19 protein-coding genes are annotated in these 19,508 nt (G+C 66.9%); 7 read left to right on the forward strand and 12 right to left on the reverse strand.

Annotated elements, in window-relative coordinates:
• Positions 1–25 precede the first annotated feature (25 nt).
• Both alc and BFF94_RS08390 read left to right on the forward strand, forming a co-directional pair.
• Positions 26–1,039, forward strand: a complete 1,014-nt coding sequence (alc, locus tag BFF94_RS08385; protein ID WP_128843914.1) for an allantoicase — start codon at positions 26–28, stop codon at positions 1,037–1,039.
• The gene (locus BFF94_RS08390) at positions 1,036–1,548 is read left to right on the forward strand and encodes an ureidoglycolate lyase (protein WP_128843915.1); all 513 of its coding nucleotides are present in this window, start codon (positions 1,036–1,038) and stop codon (positions 1,546–1,548) included. The genes alc and BFF94_RS08390 overlap by 4 nt, the downstream gene beginning before the upstream one ends.
• Before the next feature lie 81 nt (positions 1,549–1,629).
• Here the strand turns inward: BFF94_RS08390 and BFF94_RS08395 are convergent, their stop codons facing one another.
• On the reverse strand, positions 1,630–2,595 hold the full coding sequence (locus BFF94_RS08395) for a LysR family transcriptional regulator (protein ID WP_128843916.1): 966 nt from the start codon (positions 2,593–2,595) through the stop codon (positions 1,630–1,632).
• A 152-nt stretch (positions 2,596–2,747) separates the two neighbouring features.
• Here BFF94_RS08395 and BFF94_RS08400 point away from each other — a divergent pair, with 152 nt between their 5' ends.
• Positions 2,748–3,152, forward strand: a complete 405-nt coding sequence (locus BFF94_RS08400) for a RidA family protein (protein WP_128843917.1) — start codon at positions 2,748–2,750, stop codon at positions 3,150–3,152.
• Between the two features lie 120 nt (positions 3,153–3,272).
• Positions 3,273–3,683, forward strand: a complete 411-nt coding sequence (locus BFF94_RS08405) for an ACT domain-containing protein (protein WP_128843918.1) — start codon at positions 3,273–3,275, stop codon at positions 3,681–3,683.
• A gap of 104 nt (positions 3,684–3,787) precedes the next feature.
• Here BFF94_RS08405 and BFF94_RS08410 read toward each other — a convergent pair whose 3' ends face one another.
• Positions 3,788–4,981 carry a urate hydroxylase PuuD gene (locus tag BFF94_RS08410; RefSeq protein ID WP_128843919.1) on the reverse strand — a complete coding sequence of 398 codons (1,194 nt, stop codon included), beginning with the start codon at positions 4,979–4,981 and terminating at the stop codon, positions 3,788–3,790.
• A gap of 53 nt (positions 4,982–5,034) precedes the next feature.
• Positions 5,035–5,388, reverse strand: a complete 354-nt coding sequence (gene uraH, locus BFF94_RS08415; RefSeq protein ID WP_047900958.1) for a hydroxyisourate hydrolase — start codon at positions 5,386–5,388, stop codon at positions 5,035–5,037.
• 510 nt (positions 5,389–5,898) lie between these two features.
• On the opposite strand from uraH, the gene BFF94_RS08420 reads away from it, so the two are divergent.
• Positions 5,899–7,311, forward strand: coding sequence for an 8-oxoguanine deaminase (locus BFF94_RS08420; protein WP_128843921.1), 1,413 nt, complete (start codon positions 5,899–5,901; stop codon positions 7,309–7,311).
• Between the two features lie 82 nt (positions 7,312–7,393).
• Here BFF94_RS08420 and BFF94_RS08425 read toward each other — a convergent pair whose 3' ends face one another.
• Entirely contained in the window at positions 7,394–8,323 is a 930-nt protein-coding gene (locus BFF94_RS08425; protein WP_128843922.1) for a LysR substrate-binding domain-containing protein, read from the reverse strand.
• Positions 8,324–8,544: 221 nt separating this feature from the next.
• Positions 8,545–8,754 (reverse strand): dodecin, encoded by a 210-nt coding sequence (locus BFF94_RS08430; protein WP_021160372.1) that lies wholly within the window; start codon positions 8,752–8,754, stop codon positions 8,545–8,547.
• Between the two features lie 136 nt (positions 8,755–8,890).
• Here BFF94_RS08430 and BFF94_RS08435 point away from each other — a divergent pair, with 136 nt between their 5' ends.
• Positions 8,891–9,784, forward strand: a complete 894-nt coding sequence (locus tag BFF94_RS08435; protein ID WP_219139204.1) for an NAD(P)-dependent oxidoreductase — start codon at positions 8,891–8,893, stop codon at positions 9,782–9,784.
• Between the two features lie 66 nt (positions 9,785–9,850).
• Here BFF94_RS08435 and BFF94_RS08440 read toward each other — a convergent pair whose 3' ends face one another.
• The 4 genes from BFF94_RS08440 to BFF94_RS08455 all read right to left on the reverse strand — a co-directional run bounded on the left by BFF94_RS08440 (position 9,851) and on the right by BFF94_RS08455 (position 13,230).
• Positions 9,851–10,297: a hypothetical protein gene (locus BFF94_RS08440; protein ID WP_006402711.1), complete on the reverse strand. Its 447-nt coding sequence runs from the start codon at positions 10,295–10,297 to the stop codon at positions 9,851–9,853.
• A 333-nt stretch (positions 10,298–10,630) separates the two neighbouring features.
• Positions 10,631–11,062 (reverse strand): large conductance mechanosensitive channel protein MscL, encoded by a 432-nt coding sequence (gene mscL / locus BFF94_RS08445; protein ID WP_128844683.1) that lies wholly within the window; start codon positions 11,060–11,062, stop codon positions 10,631–10,633.
• A 237-nt stretch (positions 11,063–11,299) separates the two neighbouring features.
• Positions 11,300–12,469 carry a tetratricopeptide repeat protein gene (locus tag BFF94_RS08450; RefSeq protein WP_219139205.1) on the reverse strand — a complete coding sequence of 390 codons (1,170 nt, stop codon included), beginning with the start codon at positions 12,467–12,469 and terminating at the stop codon, positions 11,300–11,302.
• A gap of 80 nt (positions 12,470–12,549) precedes the next feature.
• Positions 12,550–13,230 carry a PspA/IM30 family protein gene (locus tag BFF94_RS08455; RefSeq protein WP_128844677.1) on the reverse strand — a complete coding sequence of 227 codons (681 nt, stop codon included), beginning with the start codon at positions 13,228–13,230 and terminating at the stop codon, positions 12,550–12,552.
• Positions 13,231–13,673: 443 nt separating this feature from the next.
• Here BFF94_RS08455 and BFF94_RS08460 point away from each other — a divergent pair, with 443 nt between their 5' ends.
• Positions 13,674–16,193: a penicillin-binding protein 1A gene (locus tag BFF94_RS08460; protein WP_162285556.1), complete on the forward strand. Its 2,520-nt coding sequence runs from the start codon at positions 13,674–13,676 to the stop codon at positions 16,191–16,193.
• 84 nt (positions 16,194–16,277) lie between these two features.
• On the opposite strand, the gene BFF94_RS08465 is transcribed toward BFF94_RS08460, so the two are convergent.
• The 3 genes from BFF94_RS08465 to argE form a co-directional block, all read right to left on the reverse strand.
• A complete protein-coding gene (locus BFF94_RS08465) occupies positions 16,278–16,706 on the reverse strand; it encodes a DUF3574 domain-containing protein (protein WP_246637248.1) in 429 nt (142 codons plus the stop codon).
• Between the two features lie 429 nt (positions 16,707–17,135).
• Positions 17,136–18,155: a threonine/serine dehydratase family protein gene (locus BFF94_RS08470; RefSeq protein WP_128842133.1), complete on the reverse strand. Its 1,020-nt coding sequence runs from the start codon at positions 18,153–18,155 to the stop codon at positions 17,136–17,138.
• A gap of 60 nt (positions 18,156–18,215) precedes the next feature.
• Positions 18,216–19,436 (reverse strand): acetylornithine deacetylase, encoded by a 1,221-nt coding sequence (argE, locus tag BFF94_RS08475; RefSeq protein WP_128842132.1) that lies wholly within the window; start codon positions 19,434–19,436, stop codon positions 18,216–18,218.
• Positions 19,437–19,508: the final 72 nt, after the last annotated feature.

Here is a 19,508-nt window from a genome sequence, read left to right on the forward strand (position 1 = left end):
CGCATCACTGAAACAAGGAAACATCATGGCTGTTCCGCTTCTCGATCCCAACGCCCCCGATTTCACGCGGCGCTACGTGAATCTTGCCGACCCGCGTCTCGGTGCGCAGGCGCTCGAAGCCAGCGACGATTTCTTCGCGCCGAAGGACCGGATGCTGAACCCCGAGCCGGCCGTCTTCATCCCCGGCAAGTACGACGACCACGGCAAGTGGATGGACGGCTGGGAGACGCGCCGCAAGCGCACGACGGGCTACGACTGGTGCATCGTCAAGCTCGCGCGCCCGGGCGTGATCAAGGGCTTCGACATCGACACGAGCCATTTCACCGGCAATTTCCCGCCGGCCGCATCGATCGAGGCCGCATTCGTGGCAGACGGCGCGCCGACGCATGCGGCCGAGTGGGTCGAGATCGTGCCGTCGACGACGCTGCAGGGCAACAGCCATCACTACGTCGAAGCGAGCGACGCCCGCGCGTTCACGCACCTGCGCGTGAACATCTACCCGGACGGCGGCATCGCGCGCCTGCGCGTGTACGGCCAGCCGCAACTCGACTGGGCCGGCGCGAGCACGACCGAGCAGTTCGATCTCGCGGCGATGGAAAACGGCGGCTATGTCGTGGCCGCGAACAACCAGCACTTCGGCGTCGCGTCGAACCTGCTGCTGCCGGGCCGCGGCGTGAACATGGGCGACGGCTGGGAAACCCGCCGCCGCCGCGAACCGGGCAACGACTGGGCGATCATCGCGCTCGCGCAGCCGGGCGTGATCCGCAAGATCGAAGTCGATACGGCGTTCTTCAAGGGCAACTATCCGGACCGCTGCTCGATCCAGGCCGCGTACGTGTCGGGCGGCACCGACAGCTCGCTGGTCACGCAGTCGATGTTCTGGCCGGTGCTGCTCGGCGAGCAGAAGCTGCAGATGGACAAGCAGCACTACTTCGAACACGACATCGCATCGCTCGGCCCCGTCACGCACGTGCGACTGAACATCATTCCGGACGGCGGCGTGTCGCGCCTGCGTTTGTGGGGGACGCTCGACAAATGAAGACGCTTGCAATCGAACCGCTGACCAAGGAAGCCTTCGCGCCGTTCGGCGACGTGATCGAGACGGCAGGGGCGAAGCAGATCCCGATCAATCTCGGCACGACGATCCGCTTTCACGATCTCGCGAAAGTCGACGTGACCGATGACGACGGCCGCACGCTCGTCAACCTGTTCCGCGGCCAGCCGCGCACGCTGCCGTTCGAAGTGAAGATGCTGGAGCGGCATCCGCTCGGCAGCCAGGCCTTCGTGCCGCTGAACGACCAGCCGTATCTCGTCGTCGTGGCGCCCGCGGGCGATCTCGATCCGGCGCAGATCCGCGCGTTCGTGACGAGCGGGTGGCAGGGCGTCAACTATGCGAAGGGCGTGTGGCATCACCCGCTGATCGCGCTCGGCGGCGTCAGCGACTTCATCGTCGTCGATCGCGGCGGCGACGGCCTGAACCTCAACGAGCAGGACCTTCAGGAATCGCTGTGGCTCACCGACGAGGCGCTGCACGCGCTGACCGCCTGAGTCGCCGGCGTTTCTGCCGGCGCCTGTCGAAGCCCGCGCGTTTTGCGCGGGTTTTTTTATGTGCGGCCGTCGTCGTGCGATTCAGGTCGTCACGGCTTTGCGCGTATCCCGCGAACCGTGGCCGCCGCGCCGCCGGTTCGCGACCGGCGCATGCTGCGCCATCAGGTCGGCGATCCAGTCGACGAAGACGCGCAGCTTCGCGCTGACGTGCCGGTGCGGCGGGAACGCGACGTACATCGGCATCGGTTCGAGCCGCCATCGTTCGAACAGCGGCACCAGTTCGCCACGGGCGCGATACGCGGCGGCCATGTAGTCGGGCAGCCACAGAATGCCCAGCCCGGCGAGGCCGGCCTCGAGGTAGGCATTGCCGTCGTCGACCGCCAGGACGTAGCGTCCGCGCACGTTGATTTGCTCGCCGTCGCATTCCATCGCAAACGGCAGCGCCTTGCCGGTGCGCGCCCAAAGAAAGCCGACGATCCGGTGATGCGTGTCTTCCAGTTCGCCCGGATGCGCCGGCATGCCGGCGCGCGCGAGATAGGCCGGCGACGCGTACACGCCGAGCCGCAGGTCGCCGACGCGGCGCGCGACCAGCGACCGGTCGGCCGGTTCGCCGCCGCGCACGACGCAGTCGACGTTCTCGCCGATCACGTCCACTACACGGTCGCTCACGCCCATGTCGAGCTGGATGTCCGGATAGCGCGCGTGGAACGCCGGCAGCGCGGGAATCAGGATCAGGCGCGCGAACGGGCTCGGCACGTCCACGCGCAGCCGTCCCCTGGGCGCGGCCGACGCAGCGGACAGGCTCGTTTCGGCATCGTCCATGTCGGCCAGCAGTCGCACCACGCGGTCGTAGTACGCGGCGCCGTCGGCCGTGACGACGACCTTGCGTGTCGTGCGGTTGAACAGCTTCACGCGCAGCCGCGCTTCGAGCTGCTGCACCAGTTGCGTGACGGTGGTGCGGCTCATGTGCAGCGTCTCGGCCGCCTTCGTGAAGCTTCCGGCTTCCACCACGCGGGCGAACGCCTGCATTGCGTCGAATCGATCCATCGGGTCAGGGCTCCGCGTCGGTCGGAAATTGTTTGGGGCGCGCAAACAGTGTTGGACAGGGTTGCCCGTTTATCCGCCGCGCAACGCGCCATAAAGTGCCTTCATCGTTGATGCGGGGGCGGCTTCGCCCCACTGACAGATGGAGGTGTTGGATGGCAAAGCGTAGCGTAGTTTTTCCGCCCGGTCGCCAGGCGCTGTACGACCGCAACCGCTATTCGCCGGCGCTGCGCTCGAACGGTTTCCTGTTCGTGTCCGGGCAGGTCGGCAGCCGCGAGGACGGTTCGCCCGAACCGGAACTGGGCGCGCAGGTCCGCCGCGCGTTCGACAACCTGAATGCGGTGCTGCGCGCGGCCGGCTGCACGTTCGACGATGTCGTCGACGTGACGGTCTTCCTCGTCGATCCCGAAGCGACGTTCGAGCGGGTCTGGGAGATCGTCCCCGAATACTGGGGCGATGCGCCGCATCCGACGCTGACCGCCGTCGGCGTGACCTGGCTGTACGGGTTCCAGTTCGAGATCAAGGCGATCGCGCGGCTGCCGGAGGCTGTCGACGGGTAAGCCGTGCCCGCCAGATGTCCGGCGTGAACCCCCGCGCCCCCGCGTTTCGCGCCGGTATCGCGCGTGCTATCGTGCCCGCATCGCCACCGCACGACGTCCGGTTCAGGACGTGTTCTTCCGATGAGCCAGCCTGAAAACGACCTTGCGATCCTGTTGCGCACGATGCAACCCGAACTGCATCCGGGCGCATTCGCGTTCGTGGCGCTGCCGGCCGATGCGGAAGTATCGTTATCCGAAACGATTGCGACGTTCCGCGAAACGGAAGGGCTGACGGTCGTGGTCGACGAGGAGACGGCCGCGCGTCGCGGCTGGCCCGTGCTGTTGCGCGCCGCGTGGATCACGCTGACCGTGCATTCCGACCTCGCGGCCGTCGGCCTCACGGCCGCATTCGCGCGCGCGCTCGGCGCGGCAGGCATCAGCTGCAACGTGATGGCCGCCGCATACCACGATCACATCTTCGTGCCGTTCGACGACGGCCCCCGTGCGCTCGATGCGCTCGTCGCGCTGCAGCGCGACGCGATGCGCGGCTAGCGGGCGGCGCCTTCGGAACACGCAAAAAGACGGGCCCGTCACCGGGCTCGCGAACGGAGAGGATCGCGCCGGCGACCGATACCCGGCAACCGGCGCACGGCGGCTTACTTGACCGCGCCACCCTCGAACCAGGCGGCGAGCTTCATACGCTCGTCGTCGGTCATGTGCGTGACGTTGCCGATCGGCATTGCCTTCAGGCGCACGGCCTGTTCGTAGATGCGCTGCGCGTTCTTCGACACTTCGTCCGGCGTGTCGAACATCACGCCCGCGGGTGCGCTGCCCATCAGCGTCGGCTTCGACGAGTGGCACTCGACGCAGCGTTGCTGCAGGATCGGCATGATGTCGTTGATCACGATCTTCGGCGCGTTCGCGGCCTGCGCTTCCGGCGCGACCGGCTTCGGCATCGTCCACACCAGTGCGCCCGACAGCAGCGCGACGCCGCCGATCGGCAGATACCACAGCTGCTTGCCGCGGTGACGCATCACGAAGAACTGGCGGATCAGCGCGCCGGCCAGCATGATCAGCACGAGCACGACCCAGTTGAACTTGTTCGTGTACGTCATCGCATAGTGGTTCGACAGCATCGCGAACACGACCGGCAGCGTGAAGTACGTGTTGTGCACCGAGCGTTGCTTGCCGCGCTTGCCGTAGATCGGGTCCGGCTCTTCGCCCTTGAGCATCTTGTCGACCATCTTGCGCTGGCCGGGGATGATCACGTAGAACACGTTCGCCGACATGATCGTCGCGAGCATCGCGCCGACGATCAGGTAGGCGGCACGGCCCGAGAAGATGTGGCACGCGAGGTACGCCGCGACGACGACGTAGAGGCCGACGCAAATGCCGAGCACGCGGTCGTTGGTGCCGAGGATGCGGCACAGCGAGTCGTAGACGATCCAGCCGGCCGCGAGGAAGCCGAGCGCGGATGCGACGGCGACCACCGGGCCCATGTCGAGCACGCTCTTGTCGATCAGGTACGTGTTCGGTGCGAGCAGGTACAGCACGAAGAACAGCGAGAAGCCCGACAGCCAGGTCGTGTACGACGGCCACTTCGACCAGTGCAGGTCATCCGGCATTTCCGGCGGGGCGACCGTGTACTTCTGCATGTTGTAGAAACCGCCGCCGTGGACGTGCCACAGCTCGCCGAACACACCGCGCTTGCGCTGGTTCGGGTCGGTCGGCGGTTTCAGGCTGTTGTCGAGCGCGACGAAATAGAACGACTCGCCGATCCACGCAATGGCGACGATGACGTGCAGCCATCGCAGCGCGAGGTTCAGCCAGTCGGTGATGAAGCCTTCCATGAAACTCCTCCAGACTCAGATCGTTTGTCTTGATACGGGCGCTGATGCGTGTGTCAGCTGCCGCGATAGGTGCTGTACGACCACGGCGACACGAGCAGCGGCACGTGGTAGTGCGAGCCGGTGTCGGCGATGCCGAAGCGGAGCACGACGCGGTCGACGAAACGGGGTTCGGGAACCTTCACGCCGAGCGACGCGAAGTAGTCGCCGGCATGGAACACGAGTTCGTATTCGCCGGCGGCGAGCGCGGCGCCTTCGAGCAGGGGTTCGTCGCAGCGGCCGTCGCTATTGGTCAGCACGGTCTTGATCGCGCGGCGCGATTCGCCGTCCAGCGCGTAGAGGTCCACCTTGAGTGCGGCGCCGGGACGACCGTGCGCCGTATCGAGTACGTGGGTAGTGAGCTTTCCCATTCGTTGTGTCCTTGTGTGAATGCGAGGTTCGGCGGCGACTCGATCCATTGACCGTGCGGCGGATCGAGGCTCCACGTCACGTGGCTACATACCCGTCGGCGAAATTGAAGCGAGCGCCGTGCAGGCATTGTAAAAAGGTTCCCCGTGCAAATACGGGCGCGATATCGAAGATAATGCGCCGCGCATGAGCGGCTGTCGACGGCACGCCGGATACGGTTTTCAGCGTATGTTTCGGGCGTCCGGCGGGGCCTCGTGCGGCGTACCATATCGAAACCGTGAAACACGGTATTCCGGATCGCGCATTGTGCGCCGCGCGCGCTTGGGCGATCCTCCCGCCGTGCGCGTCGGCCCGTGGCCCGCGCGCACCCCGAAGACGGCGAGCACGCCGGGTAACCGGGCCAGGGCGTTCGAACGGACGCAGGCACCGGGGCGTGCCGCGATTCAGCGTTCGAACGGCTTTGTGACCGCCTCCAGGATCAGCCCCTGGGGGCTGACCGACGCGGAGAACGCATGAACCTCGAGCAGCACGCCGGCGCACGCGCGCCGAACGCATCCCCATCCCGCCCGAAAACCCTGCTGGTCAAGCACGCCGACGTGCTCGTGACCATGGACGACACGCGCCGCGAGCTGCGTGACGCGGGGCTCTACATCGAAGACAACCGGATCGTCGCGGTCGGCCCGACCGGCGAGCTGCCCGACACGGCCGACGAGGTGCTCGACCTGCGCGGCCACCTCGTGATCCCGGGGCTCGTGAACACGCATCACCACATGTACCAGAGCCTCACGCGCGCGGTGCCGGCCGCGCAGAACGCCGAGCTGTTCGGCTGGCTCACGAACCTGTACCGGATCTGGGCGCACCTGACGCCCGAGATGATCGAGGTGTCGACGCTGACCGCGATGGCCGAGCTGTTGCAGTCGGGCTGCACGACGTCGAGCGACCACCTGTACATCTACCCGAACGGCAGCCGGCTCGACGACAGCATCGGCGCCGCGCAGCGGATCGGCATGCGTTTTCACGCGAGCCGCGGCGCGATGAGCGTCGGCCAGCGCGACGGCGGGCTGCCGCCCGATTCGGTCGTCGAACGCGAGCCCGACATCCTGCGCGACGCGCAGCGCCTGATCGAGACCTATCACGACGAAGGCCGCTACGCGATGCTGCGCGTGGTGGTGGCGCCGTGCTCGCCGTTCTCGGTGAGCCGCGAGCTGATGCGCGACGCGGCCGTGCTCGCGCGCGAATACGGCGTGTCGTTGCACACGCACCTGGCCGAGAACGTCAACGACATCGCGTACAGCCGCGAGAAGTTCGGGATGACGCCCGCCGAATATGCGGAGGATCTCGGCTGGGTCGGCCACGACGTGTGGCATGCGCACTGCGTGCAGCTCGACGATGCGGGCATCGGCCTGTTCGCGCGCACCGGCACGGGCGTCGCGCACTGTCCGTGCTCGAACATGCGGCTCGCATCGGGCATCGCGCCGGTGAAGAAGATGCGTCTCGCGGGCGTGCCGGTCGGCCTCGGCGTCGACGGCTCCGCGTCGAACGACGGCGCGCAGATGGTCGCGGAAGTGAGGCAGGCGCTGCTGCTGCAGCGGGTCGGTTTCGGACCCGATGCGATGACCGCGCGCGAAGCGCTGGAAATCGCGACGCTCGGCGGTGCGAAGGTGCTGAACCGCGACGATATCGGCGCGCTGAAACCCGGCATGGCCGCGGACTTCGCCGTATTCGACCTGCGCCAGCCGCTGTTCGCGGGCGCGCTGCACGATCCGGTCGCGGCGCTCGTGTTCTGCGCACCGTCGCAGACGGCGTATACGGTGGTGAACGGGAAGGTGGTGGTACGGGAAGGGCGGTTGGCGACGCTCGATCTGCCGCCCGTCATCGAGCGTCATAACGCACTCGCGCACGCACTCGTCGAAGCATCGCGCTGAAGAAACGCTGAAGCCGCGCGGCGGCCGCCTTGCCGGGCGTGCCGCGGTCGCCGCGCCGCGCCGGCACGGGCGGCGCGTACCGTTACTGCTCGATCAGCGTGCGGGTGGCTTCGGCGACGAGGCTGCGCAACCAGCGCACTTCGTCGGAGTAATGGCAGCGCTCGTGCCACAGCTGGTAGTACTGCATCGGCGGGAAGTCGAGCGGCGCCGGCACGACCGACAGCGGCAGGAACTTCGCGTAGTGATCGGCGAACAGGCGCGTTGTCGTGAAGATCAGGTCGGACTTCACGAGCACGTAAGGTGCAAGGTTGAAGTACGGCAGCGTGACGACCACGTGGCGCTTGAGCCGTTCGCGCGCGAGATGCACGTCGATCGCGCCGCGCTGGCCGACCGAGTACGGCGTCGGCGCAAGATGCGGCGCGTTCAGGTACTGGTCGAGCGTGAGCCCGCCGCGCTTCGCGAACGGATGCGTGTTGCTCATCAGGCAGACGATTTCGTCGACGAACAGGTTCGACAGGTGCAGTTGCTCGGGCGGTTCGGGCCAGTTGCCGACGACGATGTCGAGCTTGCCGTCCTCCAGCGCGAGCTCGTAGTCGAACGCGGGGCCGAGCGAGTGGAACTCGAGCGTCGCGTTCGGCGCGGCCAGGCGGAAGCGCTCGACGACGGTGGGCACGAACAGCACGTTCAGGTAGTCGGGGCAGCCGATCCGGTAGCAGCGGATCGACGTGGCTGGGTCGAAGTTGTGCTGCTGGAACTTGATGCGCTCGATTTCACGCAATGCGTTCTGTACGGGCTCGAGCAGGCGCAGCCCGTATTCGGTCGGCACCATGCCGGACTTGCCGCGCACCAGCAGCGGATCGCCGGTGATGTCGCGCAGGCGCCGCAGCGCGGCGCTGATCGCCGGTTGCGACTGGTTCAGTTTGACGGCCGCGCGCGTGACGCTGCGCTCCATCAACAAGGTGTGCAAGACGCGCAAGAGGTACGTGTCGATCGCCTCGCGTTGCTGACTCATGTTATCTCCGGTTTATATGGCTCGGCTGATCGAGGGGTGGGGTGGGTATATCGTTTTTAATATGAACGAAAATCAGCGTCAAGAGATGGATACCCGCGGCTACCCGCCGGCGGGGGCTCGACCAGGGGACCGAACGAGGTGAAATGCGGGACGCGCGGCGCCGCGCGGGTCCGTATTGCACGGATCCGGATCGCGACGCGGCGGGTGAGGGGACGGGCGCGTCAGTCGTCGATGCGCATGCCGACCTTCAACGTGACCTGCCAGTGCACGACCTGGTCGCCTTCGATGTGGCCGCGTGTTTCGGTCACCTGGAACCAGTGCAGGTTGTGCAGCGTCTTGCCGGCTTTCGAGATTGCGTTGCGGATGGCGTCGTCGCTCGATTGCTGCGACGAACCGGTCAGCTCGATCATCTTGTACACGTGGTCGCTCATGATGCGCTCCCTGGGATATCGGTATGGTTCGCCGGCGCAAGCCGTGGTCCCGAAGCGGCGCCGCGCGTGCCCGGCTTCTTTGAGTGATAGGTATGATGGGCTGCAAGTTCAACCCATATCGGAGACGGGGCATATCGTGGAAGTCGGATTTTGCGGACCGGGATTGATGGGCGCGCCGATGATTCGGCATTTGCTGGCGGCCGGGCATCGGGTCAGCGTGTGGAATCGCTCGCGCGACAAGGCCGAGGCGCTCGTGAAGGACGGCGCGCAGGTGGTCGGCACGCCGCGCGAACTGGCGGAACGCGTCGACACGGTATTCGTGTGCGTGCTCGACGGCCGTGCGGTCGGCGACGTCGTGTTCGGCGAGCACGGGCTGCTTTCCGGCGACGCTGCTGCGCGCCGCCTGCAGCGCATCGTCGATCATTCGAGCATTGCGCCCGCCGCGACGCGCGACTACGCGGCGCGCGCGGCCGCACTCGGCGTCGGCTGGGTCGATGCGCCGGTGTCGGGCGGCGTGCCGGGCGCGCAGGCCGGCACGCTCGCGGTGATGGCCGGCGGCCGCGCGGCCGATCTCGACGCGGTGCGGCCGTTGATCGACACATATGCGTCGCGCATCACGCACATGGGCGACGCGGGCGCGGGCCAGACGGCGAAGCTGTGCAACCAGGCGATCGTCACCGCGACGGTGACCGCGATCGCCGAGGCCGTCGGTCTGGCGCAGGCGAGCGGCATCGACGCCGCGCGCCTGGCCGAGGCACTGGCCGGCGGCTGGGCTGATTCGGTGCTGTTGCAGACGTTCGTGCCGCGCATGACGTCGGGCGGTCATCCGCCGATTGGCGCGCTCAGTACGTTCCAGAAGGATGTCGACGCTATCGCCGACGCGGCGCGCGACACGGGCGCGGTGATGCCCGTGTCGGCCACCGTGCAGCAGGTGCTGCGGCTTGGTGCCGCGCAGGGGCTCGCTGGCGCCGATTTCGCCGCGTTCATCGACATCGTGCGGCCGGGCAACGGCCGCCAGCAGGCATCGTGACGAGCAAGCGGGGCGCGTGAATGGCAGATGGGCCGCCCGGAGGCGGCCCATCGAATGGCTGGCGGATCAGCCGAGCGAGCGAGGTGTCGTGTCGCCGGCGTTCTGGCGACCGAGCCCGCCGCGCAGGCTCGCTTTCGTACCTGCACCAAACTCGGGCAGGATGCGCGCACGCGCACGGCTGGCGAACACGAGGAAGCCGAAGCCGTTCGCTTCGTACCAGTATCCGCCGTTTTCGAGGCCGTCCAGCGGCTGCTCGAGCGCGTTGGCGATCGATTCGATGCAGCGCTTGCGCAGATCGGCGATGGCCGGATAGGGCGGCTGGGCGCCGCGCACGCTGCACAGGAGCACATCGAGACCGGGCAGCACATGCGCGTAGAGGACGGGTTCGTCCTGCGCACGGGCGCGGGCAATCTTGGTGTCGAGCTGGGCAAACGGTTTCGAGTGGCGCAAAACCGCGAGGAATGACTCCTGGCCATCCTGTTGGGCACGCCGACGTTTTTTCGGGAAGGACATAAACACTCGCCTCAAAAACAATTGCAAGAAATGCGGCACTTTCATGCGACCCACTCCCGGCTATGTACGCCGCATGTCGATCCTTTATAGCACACGAAAATGCTGCATTCGTGCAGTACGACGATCAATGTCTCCCGTCGACCTGCTCGCCATGATCGACACAGCCAGCGTCTTGGCGCCCGTACTGTCGTTTAGTCTCCATCATAGACCTGCTTTCCCCGCGCGTGCATTCGCCCGTCACAAAAAAGTGAGATAGGCCGCATGCGGCAGTGCACGGCGCGCGCAATAAAAAGGCCCGCACGGGGCGGGCCTGGCAGGCGAGGCGCTCGGCGATCAGCGCTGCTTGAGCGAATCGCGGATCTCGCGCAGCAGCACGGTATCTTCCGGCGTCGCGGCCGCCGCGGCTTCTTCCGGCTTGCGCAGCTTGTTGATGAATTTCACCATCAGGAAAATGATGAATGCGAGGATGACGAAATTGATCGCCACCGTGATGAACGAGCCGTAACCGAACGCGGCGACACCGGCGGCCTGCAGGTCCTTGAACGAATCGGGATTACCCTTGAACGTCGGGGGGATGGTGCCGAGCAGAACGAACTTGTTCGAGAAATCCAGGCCGCCCGTCAGCAAGCCGATGACCGGCATGATGAGGTCTTTCACGATCGAGTCGACGATCTTCGAAAACGCACCGCCGATGATCACGCCGACGGCGAGATCCATCACGTTGCCCTTGACGGCAAACTCCTTGAATTCCTTGATGATGCTCATGAGCGGCTTTCTCCTTCCTGATTGGGGCGAGGGGAGGCGTGCCGCGACGCGCAGGGATGCATTGCGTCGAATGAGGGTCGGTGGCACGCCGATGGCCGCATGATAGCGAACGCTCCCCATTGCCGGTAGCCCATCTTGAAATGATTGACAAATCCGCGCGTCGGCGCGGCGGGTCATGCAGGGGAGCGTAGCGTGCGTTGCAGCGTGTCGCGCGGTGCGTCGACGCGCTGCGCAGGGTCAGGTGTTGTCGTCCGTCCAGCCGTCGTCGTTGCTGCCGAGATCCATGCCGCCGCCACCGCCGCCACTGCCGTCGCTCCAGCTGGAATCGTCGCCGCGGCCGACGTCGAAGCCCGGGCCGGCGTCCTGCCGGCGGTGCTCGCCGTCGACGATCACGTCGCGTTCGACCACGCGCTCGCGGCCGCCCGACATCGCCTCGCCGAGCAGTACGCCGGTCAGCAGCCCGCCCATCCCGCCGCCGAAACCACCGCCGCCTTGCTGGATCACGACGGGCGGCTGCTGTTGCGGGTAAGGCTGTTGCGGATACGGCTGGCCCGGCGCGCCCGTCATGCGATCGGCTTCCTGCGCGTACACGGAGCCGCTGCCGTTCGCCGGTGCCGCGGGTTGCGCGGCCGGGTCGGGACGGCCTTCGACGCGTGCCTTCACGCTGGCATGGCGCTGTTCGAGTTCATCGACGCGATACGGCGGCACCGGGTTCTTGCCGTTCGACAGCGCCTCGACGAGCGTGCGCGCGTCGGTCTCGATCGCTTCGAGTTCGCCCGTGAGCGCCGCGACGCCGGGCGCCGTCGACAGCTTCGCGTCGAGCTTCAGCGGGCGGATGTCGTTCAGCACGTCGGTGGCACGCTTGAGCTGCGTGCGGCGTTCGTCGTCGGCGCGGCTGTCGTCGGTCGTGCGTGCGCGCCGCAGCGTCCAGCGCAGCACCAGCGCGATCACCGCGACGATCAGCCCGAGGCCGATCCACATCCCGGTCGACGGGCCGTGTTTTTCGGCCGGGGCGACGGCGGGCGCGAGCGACGGCTGCAGCGTACCGGCCTGCGTGGCCGACGGCGCGGTGCCGCTCACGCGCGCGGCGTCGGCGCGGATGCGCGACTCCGTCTGCGCGAAACGCGACGCGTCGGTGAACTTCAGTTGCGGATCGAGCGATTTCGCGCGCTGCAGTTGCGCGAGCGCATCGGACGCGCGGCCTTCGCGGTCCAGCACCTGCGCATACAGGTAGTGCGCGTGCGCGTTGTTGGGATGGGCGTCGATGACTTGCGACAGCTGCGTGTCGGCGCGTTGCCAGTCGCGCTGCGCGATCGACTGCTCGACCTGCTGCAGCGACGGTACCGCAAACGCGGCGGACGACAGCAACATCAGCGAGAGGCCGAGTGCGGCGAGAGATTTCTTCATGGTCGAACCGGGCGCAGGCGCCCGTCTCCTGACGATCGGTTCGCGCCGCGTGCCCGGGCCGGGCCGCGGCGCGGTTGCCGTTACTGCGCGGGCGTGTCGAGCTGCTTCTTCAGCGCGGCGAGGCGATCCTCGACCGACGGGCCCTTGTTCAGCGCGGCGAGCTTGTCGTCGAGCGCCTTGCCGCTCGACGTGTCGGCGGAATTGAGGCGCGCGTCCGAGCGTGCGTTCTGCAGCGCGACCTTGTCCTCGAGCTTCTGGAAATCCTCGGACAGGTTCTTGCCGCCGATGCCGCCCAACGCGCCGGCCGCGACGTCCTTCGCCTGTGCGATTTCCTGCTTGGCCTGCAGGATGTTCGAGCGCGCATTCAGGTCGTTGCGGCGCCGGCGCATGTCGGCGATCTGCCCCTTCAGCTTGTCGACCGACGGCTCGAGCGTCGTCAGTTCGGCTGCGAGCGCATCGCGCTCGGCTTCCGCGTTCGACTGCGCAGCGAGTGCCTCGCGCGCGAGCGCTTCGTCGCCGGACTGCAGCGCGCGCTTCGCGCCGTCCTCGTACTTCTTCACCTTGTCGTCGGCCGCATCGCGTTTGCTGCGCTGGGTCGCGACCTGTGCCTCGATCTCGATCAGCGAATTCTCGGCACGGCCGATGCTGTCGTCGAGCTCCCGCACGATCTGCCGTGCGTCGCGCGACGGATCCTGTACCGAATCGGCCGCATCGTTCAGCAGGCCTTTGATCGTGCGCGAAACAGAGTCGAAAAGCGACATGAAATCCTCCGTGGTTGAAAGGCGCCGCGTGACCGCGGCAGTACCCGTTGCGAGCCGGTTCCGACCCGCGTGAGCCGGCGGATATTACACCACCGGTTCACTTAAATACGGCTTAAACGCGCGAGTTCAAGCGGCTTGCGCATCAGGATGTCGAACCTTTCGCGATTGAAAGAAAATCGGCCGTGCGCGCCGGATTGCGTGTCCATGATAGGCCGAGGATGCCGACAATACGTTCCGCAAATCACGGCGTTGCGGGAATTTTTACAAAAAATCGCGAAGGCACCCGGTCGATTTCATTAAAATGCGCTGTCACGTCGCGGGAACGGATCGCCGCGCGGCGGGGTCTGTCGACGTGACAGCCGCATCACGATGCACCCACTCTGATTCATCCGCTTGCATTTCCGCATGCGTTCGAGGGCGCGATGTACGCCCGCCATTCCGACATGCCAATTATCAAACGACCGCCTTCTTCTTCCGACAGGAACGAACCCCACTACACGTTGCGCCGTTCACCGTCCGGAGCCTATTACCCCGATGACGACGATCGCGACGACGGCCGCCGCGCACAGCGCAGCGACGGCAGCGGAGGGCACCGTCGCACGTTCGGCTCGCGCGTCGCGTTGTGGTTCGCCGGGCTGTTCGCGACGCTGGCGATCGTCGGCGCGCTGATCGTCGGCTACGCGCTGGTCGTGATGGCGCCGCAACTGCCGTCGCTCGATGCGCTGACCAACTACCAGCCGAAGGTGCCGCTGCGAGTGTTTTCGGCCGATCACGTGCTGATCGGCGAGTTCGGCGAGGAGCGCCGCAGCCTCGTGCGCTTCCAGGACATTCCCGACGTGATGAAGAAGGCCGTGCTCGCGATCGAGGACTACCGCTTCTACGAGCACGGCGGCGTCGACTTCGTCGGCATCCTGCGGGCGGGCGTCGCCGACCTGATGCACGGCGGCGCGCGCCAGGGTGCGAGCACGATCACGATGCAGGTCGCGCGCAACTTCTTCCTGTCGAGTGAAAAAACCTACACGCGCAAGATCTACGAAATGCTGCTCGCGTACAAGATCGAGAAGGCCCTGACGAAGGACCAGATCCTCGAGCTGTACATGAACCAGATTTATCTCGGCCAGCGCTCGTACGGCTTCGCGGCCGCCGCGCGCGTGTACTTCGGCAAGGACCTGAAGGACGTCACGCTCGCGGAAGCGGCGATGCTCGCGGGGCTGCCGAAGGCGCCGTCCGCGTATAACCCGGTCGTCAATCCGAAGCGCGCGAAGGTGCGCCAGGAATACATCCTGAAGCGCATGCTCGAGGTCGGCTACATCACGCAGCCGCAGTACGACGAGGCCGTGAAGGAAGAAATCCACGTGCGCACGCCGGGCAACCAGTACGCGGTGCACGGCGAATACGTCGCCGAGATGGTGCGGCAGATGATGTACCAGCAGTACAAGGACGAAACCTACACGCGCGGGCTGACCGTCACGACGACGATCAACTCGGCCGACCAGGAGGCCGCATACCAGGCCGTGCGTCGCGGCATTCTCGACTACGAGCGCCGCCACGGCTATCGTGGGCCGGAAGCGTCGATCAACCTGCCCGCGGCCGGCGACGAACGCGACGAGGCGATCGACGACGCGCTCGCCGATCACCCGGACAACGGCGACCTGCAGTCGGCGGTCGTGCTGTCGGCCGCGCCGAACGCGGTCGAGGTGCAGTTCGTCGGCGGCGCGACCACGACGATCGGCCCGGCCGGGCTGCGCTTCGTGTCGGCCGCGCTCGGGCCCCGCGCGAACAATGCGCTGCGCATCAAGCCGGGCTCGGTCGTGCGCGTGCTGAAGGACGGCAAGGCGGGCTGGCAGGTCGTACAGCTGCCGCAGGTCGAAGGCGCGCTCGTCGCGATCGCGCCGCAGGACGGCGCGATCCGCTCGCTCGTCGGCGGCTTCGACTTCAACAAGAGCAAGTTCAACCACGTGACGCAGGCATGGCGGCAGCCGGGCTCGTCGTTCAAGCCGTTCATCTACTCGGCCTCGCTCGACAAGGGCATGGGGCCGGCGACGATGATCAACGACGCGCCGCTGTACTTCCCGCCGAGCGTACCCGGCGGCACCGCGTGGGAGCCGAAGGACGACGACCAGCCGGACGGCCCGATGACGATGCGCACCGGCCTGCAGCGTTCGAAGAACCTCGTGTCGATCCGGATCCTCGCATCGATCGGCACGCAGTATGCGCAGCAGTACGTGACGCAGCGCTTCGGCTTCGATCCCGCGAAGACGCCGCCGTACCTGCCGATGGCGCTCGGCGCGGGCCTCGTGACGCCGCTGCAGCTCGCGAGCGGCTATGCGGTGTTCGCGAACGGCGGCTACAAGGTCGATCCGTACCTGATCGCCGAAGTCGACGACGCGCGCGGCCAGCCGCTGCAGAAGTCGCAGCCGGTGATCGCGGGCAGCACGGCGCCGCGCACGATCGAAGGCCGCAACGCATACGTGATGAACAGCCTGCTGCATTCGGTCGCGACGGCCGGCACGGGCGCGGGCACCAACGCGCTGGGCCGCGGCGACCTGCAGGGCAAGACGGGTACGACGAACGACGCGAAGGACGGCTGGTTCGCCGGCTACCAGCAGTCGATCGTCGCGGTCGCGTGGATGGGCTTCGACCAGCCGAAGAGCCTCGGCAGCCGTGAATTCGGCGCGCAGCTCGCGTTGCCGATCTGGGTGAACTACATGCGCACCGCGCTGAACGGCGTGCCCGAGCAGCAGATGCCGATGGCGGACGGCCTGACCTCGATCGACGGCGAGCTGTACTACGCCGATCGCACGCCGGGCAACGGCTTCGTCGCGAACGTCGACATCAACCCGGCCGAGAATGCGATCAGCGCGAACGACGCGCTCGGTTCGGCCGGCGCGGCAGGGCTCGCACCGCCGCCCGTCACGCCGCAGGAGAAGCAGCAGATCATGGACATGTTCGAGAACAAGTAAGCGGTACGCCGCTGTTCATGCATGCGACGGGCGCCTTCGGGCGCCCGTTTTTTTTGCGCGTCGCCGACAGCGGGGGAAATGGAATCAGAACGACGCGCAGGCCGGCACGAGCGTCATGCCGACCGATTGCTGCCGGAATCGCTCCGCGTACGCTTGCCGGATTGCGGCGAGCCGTGTGCGCGTATCGGGCGTATCGCCGGCGATGATACGGATCACGAAGCTGTCTTCGCGTGTGATCCCGCCGCTTGCGCGGTCGCGCCACTGGCCGTGCGTGTCCCAGTAGGTGAGACCGTCGGGGAAACGCGGCGTGACGGTGTCGGCGAGGAACGCCGCGCGTTCCGCATCGGTGACGGGGCCGCGCCCGGCGATGTCGCGCCCGAACAGCAGATCGGCCTGCAGCATGCGGTTCTCGCCCGGCCGCGTGCAGGCCGGCGGCGCGTTGACCATGGGCGAGGGCGGGGTTGCGCAACCGGCGAGCAGCGCGATCGCGATGGCGCCGATCAGCGGCCGCATCTGCCCATTTCGCGTCGATCGACCCCCGCGCGGGCAAAACGCTGCGCGCTCAACCACTTGCGTGCGTGTGCGGCGGGTTATCAACAGGGCTGTCAACATAATCTGGGGATAACCCTAGGGTCTGTTTACATATGGAACGCGCATGCGTTGCCACGAGAACGGCCGCTCGCGAGGCGCGTGACGCCGCGAATACTGACGTATTCGCAAGGAGCGCAACGCGGCGAGCGGCCGTTCTCGTGGCAACCCCAAATTAAAAAATCAAGTCACGGGAATGCCCGAAATCGCCCGTATGGCGGCGTCGCTCGTCGCTTGTTTGGCACGGCCAAACGGCGCTCCTCACTTCTTGCCCTCCGAGCGATTTCGGGCATTCGCATGTGCGTTCCATATGTAAACAGACCCTAGGTTTGTTCGCCGGTGCCCGGTGCGGGGTCAGTGCTGCAGTTTCGCGTGCGCGAGATGCATGCCGAGCGTGCCGGGGTCGGTATTCGTGCCCGACAGCAGCACGCCGACGCGCTTGCCCTGCAGCGTTTCGCGCAGCGGGCCGAGCAGCGCGGCGAGCGCGGCCGCGCACGCCGGTTCGACCGACAGTTTCAGGTGCGAGAACAGGAACAGCATCGCCGCGCGCAGCGCGGCGTCGGACACGGTGACGATGCGATCGACGTGGCGCCGGCACAGCTGGTAGCTGTATTCCTCGGTATGCGGCGCCATCAGCGAATCGGCGATCGTCTGCATCGCGCTCATCTTGATCGTGTGATTCGCCGCGAAGCTGCGGCTCATCGCGTCGGCGCCTTCCGGCTCGACGCCATACACGTGCACGCGCGGATTCGCGAGCCGCAGCGCGGTCGCCATGCCCGCCGCGAGCCCGCCGCCGCCGATCGGCACGATCACCGCGTCGAGGTCGGGTGTCTGCGTCGCCCATTCGTAGCCGAGCGTCGCGGTGCCGAGTATCGTGTGATAGCCGTTGAACGGATGGATGAAGAAGCGGCCTTCCTCGGCTTCGATCCGCCGTACGAGATCGAACGCCTGCGATGCGCTGCCCGCGAGCACGACTTCCGCGCGGTACTGCTTGCACTGCGCGATGCGCGTCGGGCTCGCGGTATGGAACATCACGACCTTCGCGCTGCTGCCGAGCCGCATCGCCGCATACGCGACGGCCGCCGCGTGATTGCCGGCCGACACGCAGGTGACGCCGGCATTCTTGCGCGCCTGGTCGAGCGCGAGCAGGTGCGTGAATGCGCCGCGCGCCTTGAAGCTGCCGCTCGCCTGCAGCAGCTCGAACTTGAAGTTGACGTGCGTGCCCTCGAGGGACGGCAGGTCGGCGCGTTCGAACACGGGCGTGCGCGCGACCCAGGGTGACAACGCGAAATGCTGCGCGGCAATTTCGTCGAGCGTCGGAATCGGCTCGCCGTCGATCGTCGTATGGGCAGTGCCCTGTTGTTCAGTCGGCATGACGTGGCGGGTGGCGGAGTGGGCCGGCCCGCACACGCGGGCCGGCGTGGCGGGAGGCAGTCAGTGCGCGTCGACCGACATGCTGCGGATGAACTTGCGCAGGAACTGCTCGCAGCCGGCGAGCTGCGCGAGCTCGACATATTCGTTCGGCTTGTGAGCCTGCTCGATGTTGCCGGGCCCGCATACGACGCTCGGAATGCCCGCGCGTTCGAACAGGCCGGCCTCGGTGCCGTACGCGACCTTGCGCTTGTCCTGGTCGGCCGTCAGCGCGCGCACGAGCTGCGTGATCGCGGCCTGTTCGGTGGCGTCGAGCCCGGGCGCCGCGGCGATCTTCGAGAACTCGATCGCGGCATTCGGATGCTCGCGGCGCATCTGCGGCAGCAGCGTTTCCTGCGCATACGCTTCGATGCGCGTGAAGATCTGCTCGGGATCGAGCGTCGGCAGGTTGCGGAACTCGAAGTCGAAGCGGCATTCGGCCGGCACGGTGTTGATCGCGTTGCCGCCCTGGATCGTGCTCGTCTGCGCGGTCGTGAACGGCACGTCGTACAGCTCGTCGAACGGGCCTTCGGCGCGGAAGCGGTCGGCGATGTCGCGGATGTGGCAGATGAGGCGCGCCGCATACTCGATCGCGTTCAGCCCCTTCGGCGTCAGCGACGAATGCGCCGCGTGGCCGCGCACACAGCAGCGGTACGCGTTGATGCCCTTGTGCGCGATGATCGGCCGCATGCTGGTCGGCTCGCCGACGATGCAGCCGGACGGCTGCACGCCGCGCCTGACGAGGTCGGCGATCATCAGCGGCGCGCCCGCGCAGCCGATTTCCTCGTCGTAGGACAGCGCGAAATGGATCGGCTTCGCAAGCTTCGTCGCCTGCATCTCGGGCAACAGCGCGAGCGCCGTGCCGATGAAGCCCTTCATGTCGCAGGTGCCGCGGCCGTACAGGCGGCCGTCGCGGATTTCCGGCGCGAACGGGTTGCTGTCCCATTGCTGGCCGTCGACCGGCACGACGTCGGTGTGCCCCGACAGCACGATGCCGCCGTTCGTCGAGCCGTCGTGCGCGGGAACGGTCGCGAACAGGTTCGCCCAGCCTTCGCGCGGATCGTGCGTGATCGTCGATGCGATGCCCTTCGCGGCGAGCGCGTCGCGCACCGTTTCGATCAGGCCGAGATTCGGCACGCGGCTCGTCGTGTCCATCGACACCAGTTGCTTGATCCAGGGCAGGCCGACGAGCGACGCGTCGCCTTCGGTTGCGGCGGACGGCGCCGTCGCGTCGAGAGTGGACATGGCAAAACTCCGTCTGATGAATGGGAAAATCATACTCAAAAACGCGTCGGCCCGCCTTCGCCGGGCGCGATG

Source organism: Burkholderia catarinensis, assembly GCF_001883705.2.
GTDB lineage: Bacteria > Pseudomonadota > Gammaproteobacteria > Burkholderiales > Burkholderiaceae > Burkholderia > Burkholderia catarinensis.

Excerpts from the sequence above, each read along its gene's own strand:
- alc (WP_128843914.1), top strand. The coding sequence starts at position 26 with ATGGCTGTTCCGCTTCTCGATCCCAACGCCCCCGATTTCACGCGGCGC.
- BFF94_RS08390 (WP_128843915.1), top strand. The coding sequence starts at position 1,036 with ATGAAGACGCTTGCAATCGAACCGCTGACCAAGGAAGCCTTCGCGCCG.
- BFF94_RS08395 (WP_128843916.1), bottom strand. The coding sequence starts at position 2,595 with ATGGATCGATTCGACGCAATGCAGGCGTTCGCCCGCGTGGTGGAAGCC.
- BFF94_RS08400 (WP_128843917.1), top strand. The coding sequence starts at position 2,748 with ATGGCAAAGCGTAGCGTAGTTTTTCCGCCCGGTCGCCAGGCGCTGTAC.
- BFF94_RS08405 (WP_128843918.1), top strand. The coding sequence starts at position 3,273 with ATGAGCCAGCCTGAAAACGACCTTGCGATCCTGTTGCGCACGATGCAA.
- BFF94_RS08410 (WP_128843919.1), bottom strand. The coding sequence starts at position 4,981 with ATGGAAGGCTTCATCACCGACTGGCTGAACCTCGCGCTGCGATGGCTG.
- uraH (WP_047900958.1), bottom strand. The coding sequence starts at position 5,388 with ATGGGAAAGCTCACTACCCACGTACTCGATACGGCGCACGGTCGTCCC.
- BFF94_RS08420 (WP_128843921.1), top strand. The coding sequence starts at position 5,899 with ATGAACCTCGAGCAGCACGCCGGCGCACGCGCGCCGAACGCATCCCCA.
- BFF94_RS08425 (WP_128843922.1), bottom strand. The coding sequence starts at position 8,323 with ATGAGTCAGCAACGCGAGGCGATCGACACGTACCTCTTGCGCGTCTTG.
- BFF94_RS08430 (WP_021160372.1), bottom strand. The coding sequence starts at position 8,754 with ATGAGCGACCACGTGTACAAGATGATCGAGCTGACCGGTTCGTCGCAG.
- BFF94_RS08440 (WP_006402711.1), bottom strand. The coding sequence starts at position 10,297 with ATGTCCTTCCCGAAAAAACGTCGGCGTGCCCAACAGGATGGCCAGGAG.
- mscL (WP_128844683.1), bottom strand. The coding sequence starts at position 11,062 with ATGAGCATCATCAAGGAATTCAAGGAGTTTGCCGTCAAGGGCAACGTG.
- BFF94_RS08450 (WP_219139205.1), bottom strand. The coding sequence starts at position 12,469 with ATGAAGAAATCTCTCGCCGCACTCGGCCTCTCGCTGATGTTGCTGTCG.
- BFF94_RS08455 (WP_128844677.1), bottom strand. The coding sequence starts at position 13,230 with ATGTCGCTTTTCGACTCTGTTTCGCGCACGATCAAAGGCCTGCTGAAC.
- BFF94_RS08460 (WP_162285556.1), top strand. The coding sequence starts at position 13,674 with ATGCCAATTATCAAACGACCGCCTTCTTCTTCCGACAGGAACGAACCC.
- BFF94_RS08465 (WP_246637248.1), bottom strand. The coding sequence starts at position 16,706 with ATGCGGCCGCTGATCGGCGCCATCGCGATCGCGCTGCTCGCCGGTTGC.
- BFF94_RS08470 (WP_128842133.1), bottom strand. The coding sequence starts at position 18,155 with ATGCCGACTGAACAACAGGGCACTGCCCATACGACGATCGACGGCGAG.
- argE (WP_128842132.1), bottom strand. The coding sequence starts at position 19,436 with ATGTCCACTCTCGACGCGACGGCGCCGTCCGCCGCAACCGAAGGCGAC.